This is a genomic window from Streptomyces sp. RKAG293 (assembly GCF_023701745.1).
Taxonomy (GTDB): Bacteria; Actinomycetota; Actinomycetes; order Streptomycetales; family Streptomycetaceae; genus Actinacidiphila.
The window spans coordinates 8,744,801-8,760,150 of the sequence record NZ_JAJOZB010000001.1; the positions used below are offsets into that span (position 1 = coordinate 8,744,801).

A 15,350-nucleotide genomic window follows, 5' to 3' on the forward strand; every position below is an offset into this window, starting at 1 on the left:
GACACCGCGACGCCGCGGAGATCCAGACGACAGGCCCTAGCCGACCCGCGCGGTATTCCCCTGCGATCCGTACGACTCGTGGAAGACGTTGCGTTCCCGGTCCCGGCGGCCGGGATGGCGTCGTTCCTCCGCCGGATATCCGACGGACACGAGCAGCGCGATCGCCAGGTCGTCGCGATCACCGATGCCGATCGCCTGCTTCACCTGGAGCTCGTCCCAGCCGTTCATCGGGGAGGTGGCCAGCCCCATCTCGGTGGCGGCGAGCATGACGTAGGTGGCCGCGATCATGGCGTCCTTGACCGCGTACTCACGCAGCAGGCCGCGTTCCTCGAGGTCCTCCTGGAACGCGTGTGCCGCCGCGGAGAACATCGTGGCGAACTCATCGCTCCACGCTCCGTTGCGGAGCGCCAGTTCATGGACGTCGCTGTGGTCGTCGCGCCAGGATGCGGGCTCGGCGACGAAGACCAGCATGAGGGGTGCCTCCTGCGGCTGGGGCTGACCGCCGGTGGCCAGGGCCAGACCCTTCCGGACCTCGTCGCTGGTGACAGCGACGACCGATCGATCCTGGAGGTTCCAACTGGTGGGCGCTTCTACGGCGAGAGCGACCAGGCGGTCGAGGGCGGCGGCAGGGACGGGATCGGGCCGGTAGTGGCGGACGGTGCGGCGGGTGAGGATCGCTTCGGCAACGGACATGGTGGGATGCGTCATGTGAGTCACTATTGGAGAGCGGATCTCCAACGGGAAGAGGGCACTAATTAGTGCCCTACTCTCCGTTCATGAAGACCACCGTGGAGTCCTCAGGACTGCCGGCCGACGCTTTCTCGGCGAAGTGCCCGACCCGCCAGGTGCTCGACCACATCGCAGGCAAGTGGACGATCCTGGTCATGGACGCCCTCACCGAGGGCACCATGCGATACACCGAGCTCAGTCGGCGCATCGAGGGCGTCTCGCAGAAGATGCTGACTCAGACCCTGCGCAGTCTCGAGGCCGACGGGTTCGTCACCCGCACGATCCATCCCACCATCCCGCCCCGGGTCGACTACGACCTCACATCGCTCGGCCGCAGCCTGGCCGAGCCCATCAGTGCGCTCCGGCAGTGGACGGAGCATCACATCAACGAGATCGAAGACGCGCGGCGACAGGCGCGTGGGGCTAGGGCCTGTCCGGCCGATCACGAACGGCCCCTTCGCCGCCTGGCACGGCCCCTCGCGGCGTTGCCGAAACGCCCGAATACAACCGGTATGCGGGCGCTCCGGCGCCTTGCGAGGCACCGCACCAGACGACGCCTGGGCCGCCCATGATCGACCGGACAGGCCCTAGCTGACGCCGAGGTCCCGGCGGAGCTCCGCCTGCCGGAGTTCTTCCTGGCCCATGACCAGGAACAACTCCAGGGCGCCGGTGATGGTCAGTACCCGCAGAACCGGGGTGCTGGGAGCCAGCAGGATCACGCTCCCGGAGCGTTCCAGCGCGTGGAGGCGGGCCTGCAGCAGGGTGCTGAGGAAGGTGGAGTCGCCGAAGCTCACGCCGGCCAGGTCGAGGACCAGATGGGGGTGATGGTCCAGGGCGCGATCCACCGCGTCCCGCACCGGACCGACCCCGTTCAGGTCCACTTCCCCGGCCACCGTAACGACACTGGGTTCGCCCAGAGCGAGGGAAACCGTCAGGCGGGCGCCCCGTGGAACGGGGGCGGACGTAGCTTCCACGGTCGCTCCAAATGATCTGTTGTCGTAAGACAACAATCTTGCCACAGCCTCGGCGTGATGCGAACAGCGCTGGGTCGTGGTCGACGATGTACGAGCCGAGTCGTACGACATGTTCCAGGCCGAGTCCGACGCCGGCGAGCGCGCTGCGCAGGTTGGCGACGGAGCGCTCGACCTGGGCGGCGAAGTCGCCGGGAGGGCGCACCCGGCTCGGGTTCCTTCATGGCGCGGGAGAGGCGACGGGGACGGCGAAGGTCCGCCCCTGGGTCCCCGCGCCGTCGCGGCCACCTGAGGGAAACCGCCGCACCGTTCGGTGTGCCGCGACGGCTGGGACATCGCCGCAGGTGACAGTGGTAACGGTCCCCATTGCAACCTTTGGTGGAAGCGGCATTGCTGCGGTTCACTTGACCCCAGCCGCACCCGTCCGCACACCTTGGAGGCCTTGTGAGTGACCACGAGCATGATCACGCCGCCGGACCCGGCGGTGGGGGCGGTCATGCGGGGCACTCGCACGGAGTCACCGCGGATGCGGACCGGCGGTGGCTGACGATCGCCCTGGTGCTGATCGCTGTGTTCATGTGCGCCGAGGTCGTCATCGGCGTGGCCGCGAACTCCCTCGCGCTGATCTCGGACGCCGCGCACATGCTCACCGATGTCGTCTCGATCGTGCTGGCACTCGTCGCGATGCGCCTGGCGGCCAGGCCGGCGAAGGGGCACTACACCTACGGTCTCAAGCGGGTGGAGATCCTGTCCGCGCAGGCCAACGGTCTGACTCTGCTGCTCCTGTCGGTGTGGCTCGGCTACGAGGCGGTCCACCGGCTGATCACCCCGACGGCCGTCACCGGCGGCCTGGTCCTGGCCACCGCCCTGGTCGGCGTCGCGGTCAACCTCGTCGCGACCTGGTCGATCTCCAAGGCCAACCGCACCTCGCTGAACGTCGAGGGCGCCTACCAGCACATCCTCACCGACCTGTTCGGCTTCATCGCCACCGCAGTCGCCGGAGCGATCGTGCTGACCACCGGTTTCGAGCGCGCGGACGCCATCGCCTCCCTTCTCGTCGTCGCGCTGATGCTCAAGGCCGGGTACGGACTGATCCGCGACTCGGCACGGATCTTCCTCGAAGCCGCGCCCGTCGGCGTGGACCCCGACGCCCTCGGCGACCGGCTCGCCGCCCAGGACTCCGTCGTGGAGATCCATGACCTGCACGTCTGGCAGATCACCTCCGGCCAGAACGCCCTGTCCGCCCACGTGCTGGTCCAGCCCGGCAAGGACTGCCACGCCGTACGCCGTACGCTGCGGCAGCTGTTGCAGGACGAGTACCGCATCGAGCACGCGACGCTGCAGGTCGACCACGTCGGCGAGGAGGACTCCTCGGACCTGTTGCAGATCACCGCACTGCCCGTCGGTGACCAGGACCCGCACTGCGACGACGCCCACGGACCCGTCCACCGCCCCGGCCCCCACGACCACTGACCTTCCCGGCCTCCCGGGTTGCGGCCGGCGGCGCGTGCGGCACCGCGCAAGGCCCTGAGGACTAGGGTGAGGCGGTTGCTGTCGGTACCGTGGGAGATGTCGTGGATGTCGATTTGCGCAAGCTGCGCTACTTCGTGGCGGTGGCCGAGGAGTCACACTTCGGCCGTGCGGCGGAGCGGCTGCACATCACCCAGCCGGTGCTCTCGCGCCAGATCCGCGCCCTGGAGCACGAAGTGGGCGCACAGCTCTTCACCCGGGGCAGGCAGGCCACCGAGCTGACCGCCGCGGGCGGGCAACTGCTGGAGGACGCGCGGCCCCTGCTGGCCTCCGCGCAGGCGCTCGTTCTCCGGGTCCAGCAAGTCGGGCACGGGGCGGCGACCTTCACCGTCGGCTTCATGCCCGGGATCACCGTGACGCGGGCCGTGCGGGAGTTCACCGCCAGGCACCCCGAGCTGGACGTGCAGGTGGTGCGCACATCCTGGGACACCCAGGTGCAGTCGGTGCACGAGGGAATCCTCGACGTGAGCTTCGTACGCCTGCCCGTCGAGCACCGTGGCCTGACGCTGCGTCCGCTGTTCCACGAGCCGCGGGTCGCCGTCCTTCCCGCGCTCCACCGCCTGGCCGGCAAGCAGTCCCTCGTGATCGCGGACCTCGCCGCCGAGCAACTGCTCCAGGACCCCGACGCGGTCCCCGAGTGGCGCGACCTTCCCGGCCGCACCAGCGCGGGGGAGGCAGGATCGTGGCCTGTCTTCCGCACGGTCGAGGAGAAGCTGGAGCACGTCGCGACCTCGGGCGGCGTTCTGGTCCTCCCGCTGTCGACGGCGGCCTACTACACCCATACCGATGTCGCCCATGTGCCGATCGACGACATCGGCCCCAACGAGGTCTGCCTCGCCTGGAGTGCGGACCGGCGCTCTCCGCTGGTGCCCGAGTTCGCTGACATCGCTGCTGCGCAGCACTGATGCCCTGAGGGCATCACAGCTGACAGAAAGGGCCTTGGACGCTCACGTCCGGTCGGCCGCAGGGTGGAGGAGCGGCGCACTTCCCACCGCATCAGACCCCCGACCCCGACACCCGACAGGACCGAAGCGATGAAGGTCTTTCTCACCGGCGGCTCCGGCTACCTCGGCCGCTCCACCATCCAGGCACTGATCAGGAACGGCATCGAGGTGACGGCTCTTGCGCGCAGCGAACAGTCCGCGCGTACGGTCGCCGACCTGGGCGCCACCCCCGTCGCGGGGGCGCTCACCGACACCGGCGTCCTGCGGGAGGCCGCCGCAGGCGCCGATGCGGTGATCCACCTCGGGGTGGACTACTCCGAGGGCACCGCGGAGGTCGACCGCGCCGCGGCGGAGGCAATGCAGGACGGCGCAGGCAGCCGCCCGTACGTTCACACCGGCGGGGTGTGGGTCTACGGCGACACCGACGGGGTCGTGGACGAGGACGCCCCGCTCGCCCCGCCGCAGATCACCGCTTGGCGGCTGCGGAACGAGAAGCGCGTGCTGGCACGAGCCGCCACCGGGGAGCATCCGGTGGTGGTGATGCCCGGACTGGTCTACGGCCGATCCGGTGGACTGGCCCAGTCCTTCTTCGTCGAGCCGGGGCGCGCCGCCGGTGCCGTCCCTTGCATCGGGGACGGCTCCGCCCACTGGGCGCTGGTCCACGTCGACGACATCGCCGAGTTGTACGTCCGGGCCCTGAACGCCCCGGCGGGGTCCCGCTACGCCGGGGCGAGCGGACAGAACCTCCCGCTGGCGGACATCACCACCGCCCTCAGCCGAGCCGCCGGATGCCCCGGCCGGATCCGTTCGCTGAGCTTGGACGAGGCACTGCGGCAGATGGGTCCGATCGCGGAAGCGTTCGCACTCGAGCAGCGGTTCACCGGCGCCCGCGCCCGACGCGAGCTCGGCTGGACCCCCACCCGGCTCGATGCCCTGGCCGAACTCTCGCAGAGCTGAGCCGACCGCTCCCTCCTGCGGATGCTCCGATCGTCAGTGCCTCCGGTGGGTGTTGAGACGGGCTGCCTGGCGGGTGAGGTGGTCGCGCTCGGCGAGGTTGGGGGCCTTCTGCGCTGCCTCGGCGTACAGTCGTGCCGCCGTCGTCAGGTCGCCCTCGCGTTCGTGGAGGTACGCCGCCACCGCGGTGTGGCGGGGCAGCGATTCGTCCAGTGCGACGAGGGCCGTCAGCCCGGCGCGCGGTCCGTCCGCTTCGCCGACGGCCACCGCGCGATTGAGCTGGACGATCGGGTTGTCGGTCAGGAGGGTGAGTTCGTCGTACCACTCGACGATCTGCACCCAGTCGGTCTCCTCGGCGGTGAGCGCGTCGGCGTGGAGTGCCGCGATGGCGGCCTGGGCCTGGAACTCGCCCAGCCGGTCGCGGGCGAGCGCCGCCTGCAGGATCTCGACGCCCTCGGCGATCGACCGGGTGTCCCACCGGCCGCGGTCCTGTTCGGCGAGCGGCACCAGGCTGCCGTCGGGCGCGGTCCGGGCGGCCCGCCGGGCGTGGTGGAGCAGCATGAGGGCGAGCAGCCCCGCCACCTCGGGGTGGTCGATCGCGGCCGCGAGCTGCCGGGTGAGCCGGATGGCCTCCGCGGCGAGGTCGACGTCTCCGGAGTAGCCCTCGTTGAAGACCAGGTACAGGACGCGCAGCACGGTGGCGACGTCGCCGGGCTGGTCGAAGCGCACGCCGGAGACGGTGCGCTTGGCCCGGCTGATGCGCTGCGCCATCGTCGCCTCGGGCACCAGGTAGGCCAGCGCGATCTGCCGGGTGGTGAGCCCGCCGACGGCGCGCAGCGTGAGCGCGACCGCGGACGACGGTGTCAGCGACGGGTGGGCGCACAGGAAGTAGAGCTGGAGCGTGTCGTCCACCGATGGCGCGGGTCCCGGCGCCGGTTCCTCGTCGACGACGTCCTCACGCCGCCGGCGGGCGGCATCCGCCCGGGTCGCGTCGAGGAACCGGTGCCAGGCCGCGGTGATCAGCCAGCCCTTCGGGTCCCGCGGCGGGTCGGCCGGCCAGACGCTCATGGCCTTGACCAGCGCGTCCTGCACGGCGTCCTCGGCCGCCGCGAAATCGGCTCCGCGGCGGACGAGGATCCCGAGCACGCTCGGTGTGAGGCTCCGTAGCAGGGCCTCATCCATCGATGTGGTCACTCCGTGATGGTGTGCTGCGCGCCCAGGAACGGGCGCAGCTCCAGCCACTCGTGGATCGGCTTCCCGCCCGCCCCGGGCCCGGCCGACAGTTCCCCGGCCAGTTCGACGGCACGCTCGTAGCTGTCGACGTCGATCACCATCCACCCCGCGATGAGGTCCTTCGTCTCGGCGAACGGGCCGTCGGTGACCGGCGGGCGCCCCTCACGGTCGTAGCGGACCCACACCCCGTCGGGGGCGAGCGCCTGGCTGTCGACGAACTCGCCGGTCTTCACCAGCCGGGCCGCGAAGTCGTTCATGTACTGCACGTGCGCCGTGACCTCCTCCGGCGTCCACTTCTCCATGGGCACGTCGTTGACCGGAGCCGGGGCGCCTCGGTAGTGCTTCAGCAGCAGGTACTTGGCCATCGTGGTTCTCCTCGGTACTGGTGCGACCCATTGTGGTCGCCTTCACCGCGGGGACGGAGCCGGACACAGGTTCTCGACATCGCGGGCCGATCTTTTTTTGCCACGGGGCCGCGGGTGTCCGCCGAACGGAGGACCGAGCCGAGTGTCCTGACTGATGTGGCATGGATCGTCCGCACATAGTGCGGCATGAGACGCACGGGAGTCGCAGGAGGGCCATCAAGGCCGGGGCGGCCGGACTCCAGAAGTCCCAGGGCGATGAGTTTCGCAGTGATCGCCGGTCTGTATTCCCAGCACGTCATCAACAGCGGCACCTGAGGAGAGCATCATGACCGCCACCTACACATTCGACGTCTTTTCCAGCCTCGACGGCTTCGGCGGCGCCAGTGGCGACTGGACCGGCTACTGGGGCAAGCAAGGCCCCGAGCTCCTCGATCACCGCCTGGGCCTGTACGCCGAGGAGCAGCGGATGGTCTTCGGGGCCAACACATATCGGTTGTTCGCGCAGATGCTGGCCGCGAGCACCGAGGACTCCGATGTGCGTGACCCCTGGGTCACGCGGATGAGGAGCCTGCCGACAACGGTGGTGTCGACCACGCTGGAAGGCCCCCTCGACTGGCCGGAGGGGAACATCGTGAGCGGCGATGCCGTCGACGTCGTCGCCCGGCTCAAGGAGGAGTCCGAGGTGCCGTTGCGCTCGCACGGCAGCCTGTCGATGAACCGGGCGCTGATGGCCGCCGGTCTGGTCGACCGCGTCCAGGTGACGCTCTTCCCTGTGATCACCGGTAAGAACGGTCTGGATCCGATCTTCCAGGGCGCGGCCGACTTCGACCTCGAGTTGATCGAGAGCCGCACGCTCGACGCCCACATCCAGGAGCTCACCTACCGGCCCACCCTGCACGCCTGAGCCGACCCCCGCACCCACCCCGGAAAACGGCCGAACGACGAGCTGTGCAACAGGCCCTTGGACCGCGCGATCCTGGGGGCCTTCACCGAGGTCGTCGGTGAGAGCGGGGGCGGTCGGGTCGCGGACCTGGGGTGCGGGCCCGGCCATGTCTCCGCACATCTCGCCGAGTTGGGGCCGGCGGTGTTCGGCATCGACGCGTCGCCCCGCACAACCGAGCCGGCGACTCTCTGACCGAGGCGACGACGATCCTGCGAGGAGAGCCGCACTTCACCCGGTGCCGGAATCCGCCGGTGGGGCGTCGAGGAGCTGCGGCCCGTTGTTGCGGACGCTGTTGACCGCGGTGGACACCGCCCGGGTGTCGAGATGTCCGTCGGCGGGAGTGGCCAGCAGTGCCCGGAGGTCGTGCGGGTCCTGGTGGGTCGGGTCGAGCCAGGCGTCGTGGTCGGCCGGGGCGATGGCCAGCGGCATGCGCGGGTGGATCCGGCCGGCCAGGTCGGTGGCCTCGGTGGTGATGATGGTGCAGGTCATCCACCACGCCGCCGGGTCATCGTCCTCGGCGATCTCCGGGTCGCGCCAGAACTCGTACAGTCCCGCCATCGCCATCACCGCCCCGTCCTCGGGGCTGATGAAGTACGGCTGCTTGTGCGCCTTCGCGCTGTCCGTCGCCGGGACGGCCTGCCACTCGTAGAAGCCGTCCGCCGGCAGCAGGCAGCGCCGCTTGGCGAACGCGCGACGGTAGGCGGGCTTCTCGTGCACCGTCTCCACCCTGGCGTTGATCATCTTCGCGCCGACGCCCAGGCTCTTGGCCCAGGACGGCACCAGGCCCCACCGCAGTGGCCTCAGCTGTCGCACCAGCTCGCCGCTCTCGTGGTCGGCGCGCTCCAGCACCGCCCACACGTCATCCGTCGGAGCGACGTTCCAACTCGGCGCGAGGATCTGTTCGGGATGCCGAGCGGTGACCTGGAACAGGGGAGCCAGGTCCTGCGGGGTACGGGTGGAGACGTATCGGCCACACATGTCACCTACCCTGCCACGCCCGCGGACCCTCACCCGGCATTCCGTCACCACGTTCACGTCGGCCGCCGACCGGGGAGGATCCCAGGGCGGCCGTCGACTGCTGCCGAGGCACCGCGCGGGCGCCCTGATCCCAGCGGAGGCCCTTACCCGATGCCTTCCAGGAACGGGATGACCGCATCGATGAAGTGCTCGTTCCGATCGCCGGCCACCATGTGCCCCGCGCCGGCCACATCGACGCGCCGTGCGGTGGGAACCCTGTCGCAGAACTCGTCGGCGATGTCCTCGCGCACCACGTCGCTGACCCCGCCGCGGACGAGCAGGATCGGCACGTCGGCGTGGCGCGCGGCGTCGAGGAGACGGTCCGCCATGCCGGGCGGATCCGTCCGGCCCTCGAAGCTGTCCAGCATCCGGGGGTCCCAGTGCCAGACCCAGCGACCGTCGTGGCGTCGCAGGTTGTTCCGTATCCCCTCGGGGTCGTCCGGACGCTGGCGATGCGGCAGATGGGCGGCGACCGCCGCGGCCGCTTCCCCGACGCTGGCGAATCCGTCGGGCTCGCGGCGCATGAACTCGACGATGCGGCGAACCCCGCGGGGGTCCGGTCGATGGGCGACGTCGACGAGCACCAGCGCGCGAATCGCCGACCTGGGTGCCTCTCCGGCGGCGAGCAGCGAACTGAGGCCGCCGAGCGAGGCACCGACGAGCACCGGCCGGTCGCCGACTTCGGCGACGAGCGCCCGGACGTCCCCGGCGAACAGGCCGAGGTCGTAGTCACCATCGGCCGACCATCCGCTGGTGCCGTGCCCGCGCAGATCCGGGGCGATGACCCGCCACCCGAGTGCGGCCAGTCGAGGGCCGGTCCGATCCCAGGCGTGGCGCGTCTGGCCGCCGCCGTGCAGCAGGACAAGAGGCGGCGAGGACGCCTCACCCCACACACTCGCCGTGAGCAGGATCCCGCCGCGGCCCACGAAAATCCGGGGCCGCGGCAGTGCGCCGGCCGTCATACCGCGCTCCGGGTGCGCAGCGGCGCCAGGAGTCGGTCGCGGTAGGCATCCGCGGCCGCCGCGGCGAGCGCGACGTCCAGCGCGAACAGAGCACGCGCGAGGAACCGGTCGTCATCGATCAGGCCGGCGACCCATTGATGCAGCGCACCCACGCACGCGGTGGCGACGGCGGCGGCCAAGGCGTCCGCGTCGATGTCGGCGCGCAGGAGGCCTCGGGTCCGGGCGTCCACCATCGCCTGACGGAGCTGGGTGAGCGGGCTGCGGTCGAGCACGAGCCCGCTTTCCTCCCACTCACGCACCATGCGACGCGACACGACCGGGTCGTCCACGAACAGTTGGACGGTCGACCTGACGACCTCCCGCGGGTCACCGGCTCCGAGCGCCGCCAGGCGGCGCTCGAGTTCGTCCATGAACCCGGTGGCGAGCGCCTCCCAGATCTTGTCGCGCGGTCCGATCAGGTTGTACACGGTGGCTGGAGCGACCTGCGCTCGCTCGGCGATCCGCTCGGTACTGATCACCGCCTCCGGGCCGTCCCGCAGGAGCTCGCGCGTCGCGTCGAGGATCCGGAGCCTTCGCTGGGCCTTGTGCTGCTCACGCAGCCCGCCTTCGACCGTCTGCATACGCCCACACCCCTTCGCTTCAACTTAGAGAATACTCTAAAATTAGAGAGGCCTCTGGATTCAGTCAAGCAACTGGGCGAGACGCTTCTGCGGTCAGCGCTGGCGGGTCGGCCGGATGACGATCTCGTTGACGTCGACCTCCGGGGGTTGGCCGATCGCGTACGAGACGGCATCGGCGATGCTGCTCGCCGGAATGGCGTCGGCCCGGTACGTGCGCATCGCCTCGCGGGCCCGGGGGTCGCTGATGGAGTCGGCCAGTTCGGATTCCACTACGCCGGGGGAGAGGGTGGTGACACGGATGGCAGGCTCGAGTTCGAGGCGCAGCCCCTCGGTGACGGCCCATGCGGCGTACTTCGTCGCGCAGTAGACGGCCGCGGTGGGTACGACCTGGTGGGCTCCTATCGAGGCGACGGTCACGAAGTGGCCGCTGTGCTGCCGCTGGAAGTGCGGCAGCGCGGCGGCGATTCCATGGAGCAGGCCGCGGACGTTGACGTCGATCATGCGATCCCACTCATCGGTGAGCAGGGCGTCGAGGCGCGACAGCGGCATCACCCCGGCGTTGCTGACCAGGACGTCGATGCGGCCGTGGCGCTCGACGGCCGTGTCGACGAACGCGGCCACCGACGCACGGTCGCTCACGTCGAGGCGGCATGCCTCGGCCGTGCCGCCGGTGGCCGCGATCTCGTCGACGACCTCGGCGAGCCGCTCCTGGCGGCGGGCGCCGAGCACCACTCGGTGTCCTTCGCGGGCAAGCCGCAGCGCGGTTGCCCGGCCGATGCCGCTGCTGGCGCCGGTGATCAGGACGACCTTGGAAGGTGCGGGGGTGCTCATGCAGACTCCGTTTCGGGGTCGGTGGGGTGGTCGGCGCCAGGGGTGACCCCGCGCCGGGTGTCGAACTCGGTTCCGAGCGGCAGCGGTTCGCGTTCGGGCCGTCGAGGTACGCCGGCCTGCCCGGTGGCGCTGTAGCTGCCGAGCAACGCGAGGGCTTCCTCGGAGGGGCTGCCCGGATCGGTGTGGTAGACGACGAGCTGCTGTCCCGGAGCGCTGTTCACGGAGAACGTCTCGTAGTGCAAGGTCAGCTCACCCACCACCGGGTGGTGGAACCGCTTGCTCTCGTGGGTCTTCCGACGGAAGTCGTGGCGCGCCCACAGCGTGCGGAACGCCTCACTTCTGACGGACAGCTCCCCGACGACCTCCAGGAGTTGAGGATCGTCGTACTCGGTTCCGACGGCGGCCCGCAGGCCGGCGACGGTGCTGACCGCAACCTGCTCCCAGTCCGGGTAGAAGGTACGCGCGTCGGGGTCCAGGAACACCAGCCGGACGAGGTCACCGCTGTAGGTGTGGCCCGCGAACAGTGCCTGGCCCAGGCAGTTGGCGGCGACCACCGACAGGCAGTGGTCCAGGACCACCGCGGGGGTCTGCGGCCATGCCGTCATCATGCGCGTCAGCTGCGGACCGACGGTCCGGGACCGGCCACCCCCATGCCTGCCCGTCGGCCGGGGAAGGGCGAGCCGGTGAAGGTGGGCGCGCTCGTCGTCGTCCAGGCGCAGGGCCCGGGCCAGGGCGTCCACGACCTGGGCCGAGGGGTGGCGCTCGCGGCCCTGTTCGAGGCGAATGTAGTAGTCGGTGCTGACACCGGCCCGCCGAGCGACCTCCTCGCGGCGGAGCCCGCGTACCCGGCGCCTGGTCGAGTCGAGCAGTCCGGCGTCCTCCGGCCTGAGCACCTCGCGCCTGGCCCTGAGGTACTGGCCGAGCATGTTGCCCGTGTTGATCTCCATGACGTCGAGGCTATGGCCGCGTCGTCGGCGAAACGAGCGCCGAAGGGGGGTGCGCTGCCCCCACCCGAGCCGGAGTCCGTGGCGGCGGGAGGCAAGGGCCGTGTGCTACCGCGGCGGCGTGCCCCATCCCCGGGGGACCTCATGGCTCAGCTCAATACGGGCTATCCCCGTCCCGCACCCACCTCGGACGCGCTGCCCCGCACCGCGTCCATCACCGCCCCTGCCACCGCGCTCACGCGGTGCTTGCGGAGGTCCAGGACGGGGGTCGGGTTCGACAGGCCGTCGGAGGCGAGCAGGTTCATCAGGGCCCAGATCACATCGGGGCGGCCCGTGACGGGGAGTTCGTGGCCGTCGGGGGTGATGACCGTGGCCGCGGTGGTGCCGGCGAGGAGGTTGGTGCGGGCCCAGTCGACGACGAACGACCTGCCCTTCGGGTCGGCGTACAGGACGACCTCCCGGGTGCGGTGCAGGACGGCGAGGTAGTTCATCGGCACCGTCAGCCGCCGGGCGGCGTCGAACGCGGGTGTGCCGTCGGAGGGATGGATGCGCAGCACCGTGTCGAGGACCGGCCCGTGGGTCTGGAAGGTGTGGGTGGCGGTCATCTGCAGGAACCGCGCCCGCACCAGCACGCCACCGCGGCGTGACCACCGGCGGCCGACGGAACCGAACCCGGCCCTCTCACCCGGAAGGCCGTCCACGAGCCACCGGGACTCCTCGCCCGGCTCGGTCGCCGGCGCCCGGTCCTCGGGGGTGGCGCGGTCCTGGTCGGCCACGGCGGTGTAGCGCGCCGCGACGGCCGGGTCCAGGTGCCGCAGATCGATCGTGTCGCCGGCCATCACGATGCCCCCGGCCTCCCGGGAGATCCGCATCTGGCGCAACTGGCGCACGGGGTGCCGGGTCACCTCGGTCAGCCGGCCGTCGAGGCCGATCAATCGGCAGGTTCTCGTGCCCGCCAGCAGGGCGCTCTGCGGCCAGAGCGGGGTGACCCGGCCGGGGACCCGCGGATCGGCCGGGTTTGCAGGACGGTCTGGATCGACGAGCACGGCCAGCCGGCCCGCGGTGACCGCCGACAGGCACAGGGACGGCACCCGCCACTCGCCCGTGGTCTCGAACCGGTCGGAGACCTCGGTCTCGTCGCCGTCGTGCACGCGCAGCCGCATCCTGAGCAGCGGCGTGAACTCGTCGGGGGCGAGCCCGCCGCCGTAGGTGGTGAACCCCGCCCCGCCCTCGGGGTCGTAGCGCACGAGCGACGCCTCCAGGACGTCCGCCCGCACCAACCGCGCCTGTGCCGAGCTCCGTTCCGGCCGAGGAGCCAACAGCACGAAGGTGTCGTCCCCGTAGGGGACGCTTCGGTCCTTCAGCCGGTCCCTGCGCGTGATCCGGGGGAATGTGCTGCGTGTGTACCGGAGTGTCGGCAGAGGAATCGCAAGCAGGCCGACTCCTCCGATGGCGAGCGCGATCCAGGCCCAGTCCTCGCCCGCACGCCAGGCGCCAAGTCCCACGATGAGGGCAAGTGGAACCGGAAAACACAGGAGCACGGCGCAGCCGAGTTTGCCGATCACCACACGGCCGTAGCTGCGCATGACCCCCCTCACGTTCGTCCCTGTACCCGCGGCATGGATCGTGGGCCAGGGGATACCGCCCGTTCCCCATCGTCCCGTCGCCCTGACCCCAGCGCCACCCTCCCGGGAGAACAGATCCACTCCCGGAGCGGGATGGTGGGAGAGATCGGCTATGGTCAAGAGAAGATCAAATCAGGCTTATTCTGTGGTGACATTCTCAGACTTTTCTCATAAAAGTAGGTTCACCAGATGAAGCTGGCCCGCATTTCGGCGATCGTCGCCGCGGCCGCGATAGCACCGGCCGTGCTCTTCTCCTCTCCGGCGGTCGCCGCCGAAGGCGCGCAGCCGGTCACCACCTCGACGCCCGACACGGCCCCGGACACGAAGCCGGCCGGTCCCGCCCAGGGTTCGGACTCCTCCGTGGACGACGACCGGGTCGCGATCCTCAGGATGCTCGCCGACAAGAACACCGGCCGGGCCGTGCGGGAAGCGGCGCAGAAGGCGCTCGACGGTACTCCGGAGGACCTGCGGTCCTTCCTCGAGGTCGGCCAGTATCAGGCTCGCCTTCACGACGACCGGGTCCGGATCGCCCGGATCATCAGCGACGGCGGCCCCGGACTGCAGGAGGCCGGCGAAGCCGCGCTGACCGCCAACACTCCCGAAGCCATCAAGTACTTCCTCGAGGTCGGCCAGTATCAGGCCCGCCTTCAGGACGACCGGGTCCGGGTCGCCCGGATCGTCAACTCCGGCGGCCCCGCGGTGCGTGAGGCCGGCATCGCCGCACTGCGCAGCGGCACACCCGAAAGCATCAAGTACTTCCTCGAAGTAGGCCAGTACGAGGCCCGCGCCAAGGACAAGGCTGCCGAGGACGCGGCCAAGAACAAGCCCACCCCGACGCCCGGCACGGGCGGCAAGCCGAAGCCGGGAACCGGGACCACCGGCAAGCCGACCACCGGTGGCCAGCCGAAGCCGGGAACGGAGACCAGTGGCAAGCCCGCTGCCGTCGTGGCGTCCCAGCCGAACGCCGCCGCCCCCGCGGGGAACAGCGGCACCGAGCTGGCCTCCACCGGCGCCGGGGACACCCCGCAGTGGGCCGTCGGCGGTGCCGTCGTCGCCCTCGGCGCGGGCGCCGGTCTGGTTCTCGTGAACCGCCGCCGCCCGTTCACCGGCCGCTGAGCCAGGACTCCGAGTCAGTAGTCCGAGTCAGTAGTCCGAGGTAGGACTCCGAGTCAGGAGTCCGAGTCAGGACTCCTGGTCTGGATGCGGAGTCGAGCCGTTCCTCGGAGCCCGGGCAGGGGAGGACCGCGGTCCGGGCTGTCGAGTGTGCTGGCTCATCCGTGGTGCACGGTGATCGTGTCGCCGATCTCGAGCTGCTGGTAGAGCCATTGGGCGTACTCGCTCAGCGGCACTTCGATCTGGCCGTCGCGTGGCGACTTGAACGGCCACGCGAGCAGCAGGACGGGCGCACCGTCGTCCGACGTCAGCTCCACCACCCACTGGGCCCGGTAGTCGTACTGTTCGCCGGGGCCGACCGCGGGCGCGGGCACGCTGCGCTCGGCGGACTTGGACACCACGGTCAGCCGCTCCGCCGGCGAGGAGCTCCGCACGGCCACCGGGATCGACCGGACCTGGTGTCCGCCCCGGTCGACGGTGACCCGCTGCCGGCTCAGATCGAGGGACACCGTCGCCCGCCCGGTCCGGGAAGGGCTCGGGTCCTGACGCGGGGCGGGTGGTGCCGACGC

General features: G+C 70.7%; 17 protein-coding genes and 2 pseudogenes. 7 read left to right on the forward strand and 12 right to left on the reverse strand.

Annotated elements, in window-relative coordinates; all coding sequences use genetic code 11:
* Positions 1-36 precede the first annotated feature (36 nt).
* Positions 37-708, reverse strand: coding sequence for a nitroreductase family protein (locus tag LNW72_RS38580; RefSeq protein ID WP_250979680.1), 672 nt, complete (start codon positions 706-708; stop codon positions 37-39).
* A gap of 68 nt (positions 709-776) precedes the next feature.
* Between LNW72_RS38580 and LNW72_RS38585 the strand changes: the two genes are divergently transcribed.
* Complete coding sequence (locus LNW72_RS38585) at positions 777-1,301, forward strand: helix-turn-helix domain-containing protein (RefSeq protein ID WP_308402119.1); 525 nt, start codon at positions 777-779, stop codon at positions 1,299-1,301.
* Positions 1,302-1,316: 15 nt separating this feature from the next.
* Here LNW72_RS38585 and LNW72_RS41875 read toward each other — a convergent pair whose 3' ends face one another.
* Complete coding sequence (locus tag LNW72_RS41875; RefSeq protein ID WP_250979681.1) at positions 1,317-1,622, reverse strand: STAS domain-containing protein; 306 nt, start codon at positions 1,620-1,622, stop codon at positions 1,317-1,319.
* A gap of 154 nt (positions 1,623-1,776) precedes the next feature.
* Positions 1,777-1,896: pseudogene (locus tag LNW72_RS38595) on the reverse strand (RidA family protein); the annotation flags it as partial.
* Positions 1,897-2,144: 248 nt separating this feature from the next.
* Here LNW72_RS38595 and LNW72_RS38600 point away from each other — a divergent pair.
* From LNW72_RS38600 to LNW72_RS38610, 3 genes are all read left to right on the forward strand, one after another.
* Positions 2,145-3,173, forward strand: coding sequence for a cation diffusion facilitator family transporter (locus tag LNW72_RS38600; RefSeq protein WP_250979682.1), 1,029 nt, complete (start codon positions 2,145-2,147; stop codon positions 3,171-3,173).
* Positions 3,174-3,274: 101 nt separating this feature from the next.
* Positions 3,275-4,135: a LysR family transcriptional regulator gene (locus tag LNW72_RS38605; protein WP_250979683.1), complete on the forward strand. Its 861-nt coding sequence runs from the start codon at positions 3,275-3,277 to the stop codon at positions 4,133-4,135.
* Between the two features lie 129 nt (positions 4,136-4,264).
* Positions 4,265-5,131 (forward strand): NAD-dependent epimerase/dehydratase family protein, encoded by an 867-nt coding sequence (locus tag LNW72_RS38610; protein ID WP_250979684.1) that lies wholly within the window; start codon positions 4,265-4,267, stop codon positions 5,129-5,131.
* 33 nt (positions 5,132-5,164) lie between these two features.
* Here LNW72_RS38610 and LNW72_RS38615 read toward each other — a convergent pair whose 3' ends face one another.
* Together LNW72_RS38615 and LNW72_RS38620 are read right to left on the reverse strand one after the other, a co-directional pair.
* Complete coding sequence (locus LNW72_RS38615) at positions 5,165-6,310, reverse strand: RNA polymerase sigma factor (RefSeq protein WP_250980472.1); 1,146 nt, start codon at positions 6,308-6,310, stop codon at positions 5,165-5,167.
* Between the two features lie 8 nt (positions 6,311-6,318).
* On the reverse strand, positions 6,319-6,726 hold the full coding sequence (locus tag LNW72_RS38620) for a YciI family protein (RefSeq protein WP_250979685.1): 408 nt from the start codon (positions 6,724-6,726) through the stop codon (positions 6,319-6,321).
* Positions 6,727-7,051: 325 nt separating this feature from the next.
* Between LNW72_RS38620 and LNW72_RS38625 the strand changes: the two genes are divergently transcribed.
* Positions 7,052-7,630 (forward strand): dihydrofolate reductase family protein, encoded by a 579-nt coding sequence (locus tag LNW72_RS38625; RefSeq protein WP_250979686.1) that lies wholly within the window; start codon positions 7,052-7,054, stop codon positions 7,628-7,630.
* A gap of 36 nt (positions 7,631-7,666) precedes the next feature.
* Positions 7,667-7,852, forward strand: a pseudogene (locus LNW72_RS38630) (methyltransferase domain-containing protein); the annotation flags it as partial.
* A gap of 45 nt (positions 7,853-7,897) precedes the next feature.
* On the opposite strand, the gene LNW72_RS38635 reads toward LNW72_RS38630, so the two are convergent.
* The 6 genes from LNW72_RS38635 to LNW72_RS38660 form a co-directional block, all read right to left on the reverse strand.
* Entirely contained in the window at positions 7,898-8,647 is a 750-nt protein-coding gene (locus tag LNW72_RS38635; RefSeq protein ID WP_250979687.1) for an SOS response-associated peptidase, read from the reverse strand.
* A gap of 143 nt (positions 8,648-8,790) precedes the next feature.
* Positions 8,791-9,648 carry an alpha/beta fold hydrolase gene (locus LNW72_RS38640; protein ID WP_250979688.1) on the reverse strand — a complete coding sequence of 286 codons (858 nt, stop codon included), beginning with the start codon at positions 9,646-9,648 and terminating at the stop codon, positions 8,791-8,793.
* Entirely contained in the window at positions 9,645-10,268 is a 624-nt protein-coding gene (locus LNW72_RS38645) for a TetR/AcrR family transcriptional regulator (protein WP_250979689.1), read from the reverse strand. Before LNW72_RS38645 ends, LNW72_RS38640 begins: the two co-directional genes overlap by 4 nt.
* Before the next feature lie 93 nt (positions 10,269-10,361).
* Complete coding sequence (locus LNW72_RS38650) at positions 10,362-11,099, reverse strand: SDR family oxidoreductase (RefSeq protein WP_250979690.1); 738 nt, start codon at positions 11,097-11,099, stop codon at positions 10,362-10,364.
* Entirely contained in the window at positions 11,096-12,046 is a 951-nt protein-coding gene (locus LNW72_RS38655; RefSeq protein ID WP_250979691.1) for a helix-turn-helix transcriptional regulator, read from the reverse strand. Before LNW72_RS38655 ends, LNW72_RS38650 begins: the two co-directional genes overlap by 4 nt.
* Before the next feature lie 161 nt (positions 12,047-12,207).
* A complete protein-coding gene (locus LNW72_RS38660) occupies positions 12,208-13,320 on the reverse strand; it encodes a hypothetical protein (RefSeq protein WP_250979692.1) in 1,113 nt (370 codons plus the stop codon).
* Between the two features lie 537 nt (positions 13,321-13,857).
* Here LNW72_RS38660 and LNW72_RS38665 point away from each other — a divergent pair.
* Positions 13,858-14,784, forward strand: coding sequence for an ALF repeat-containing protein (locus LNW72_RS38665; protein WP_250979693.1), 927 nt, complete (start codon positions 13,858-13,860; stop codon positions 14,782-14,784).
* 155 nt (positions 14,785-14,939) lie between these two features.
* Here LNW72_RS38665 and LNW72_RS41880 read toward each other — a convergent pair whose 3' ends face one another.
* A complete protein-coding gene (locus LNW72_RS41880) occupies positions 14,940-15,290 on the reverse strand; it encodes a hypothetical protein (protein ID WP_250979694.1) in 351 nt (116 codons plus the stop codon).
* Between the last annotated feature and the right edge of the window lie 60 nt (positions 15,291-15,350).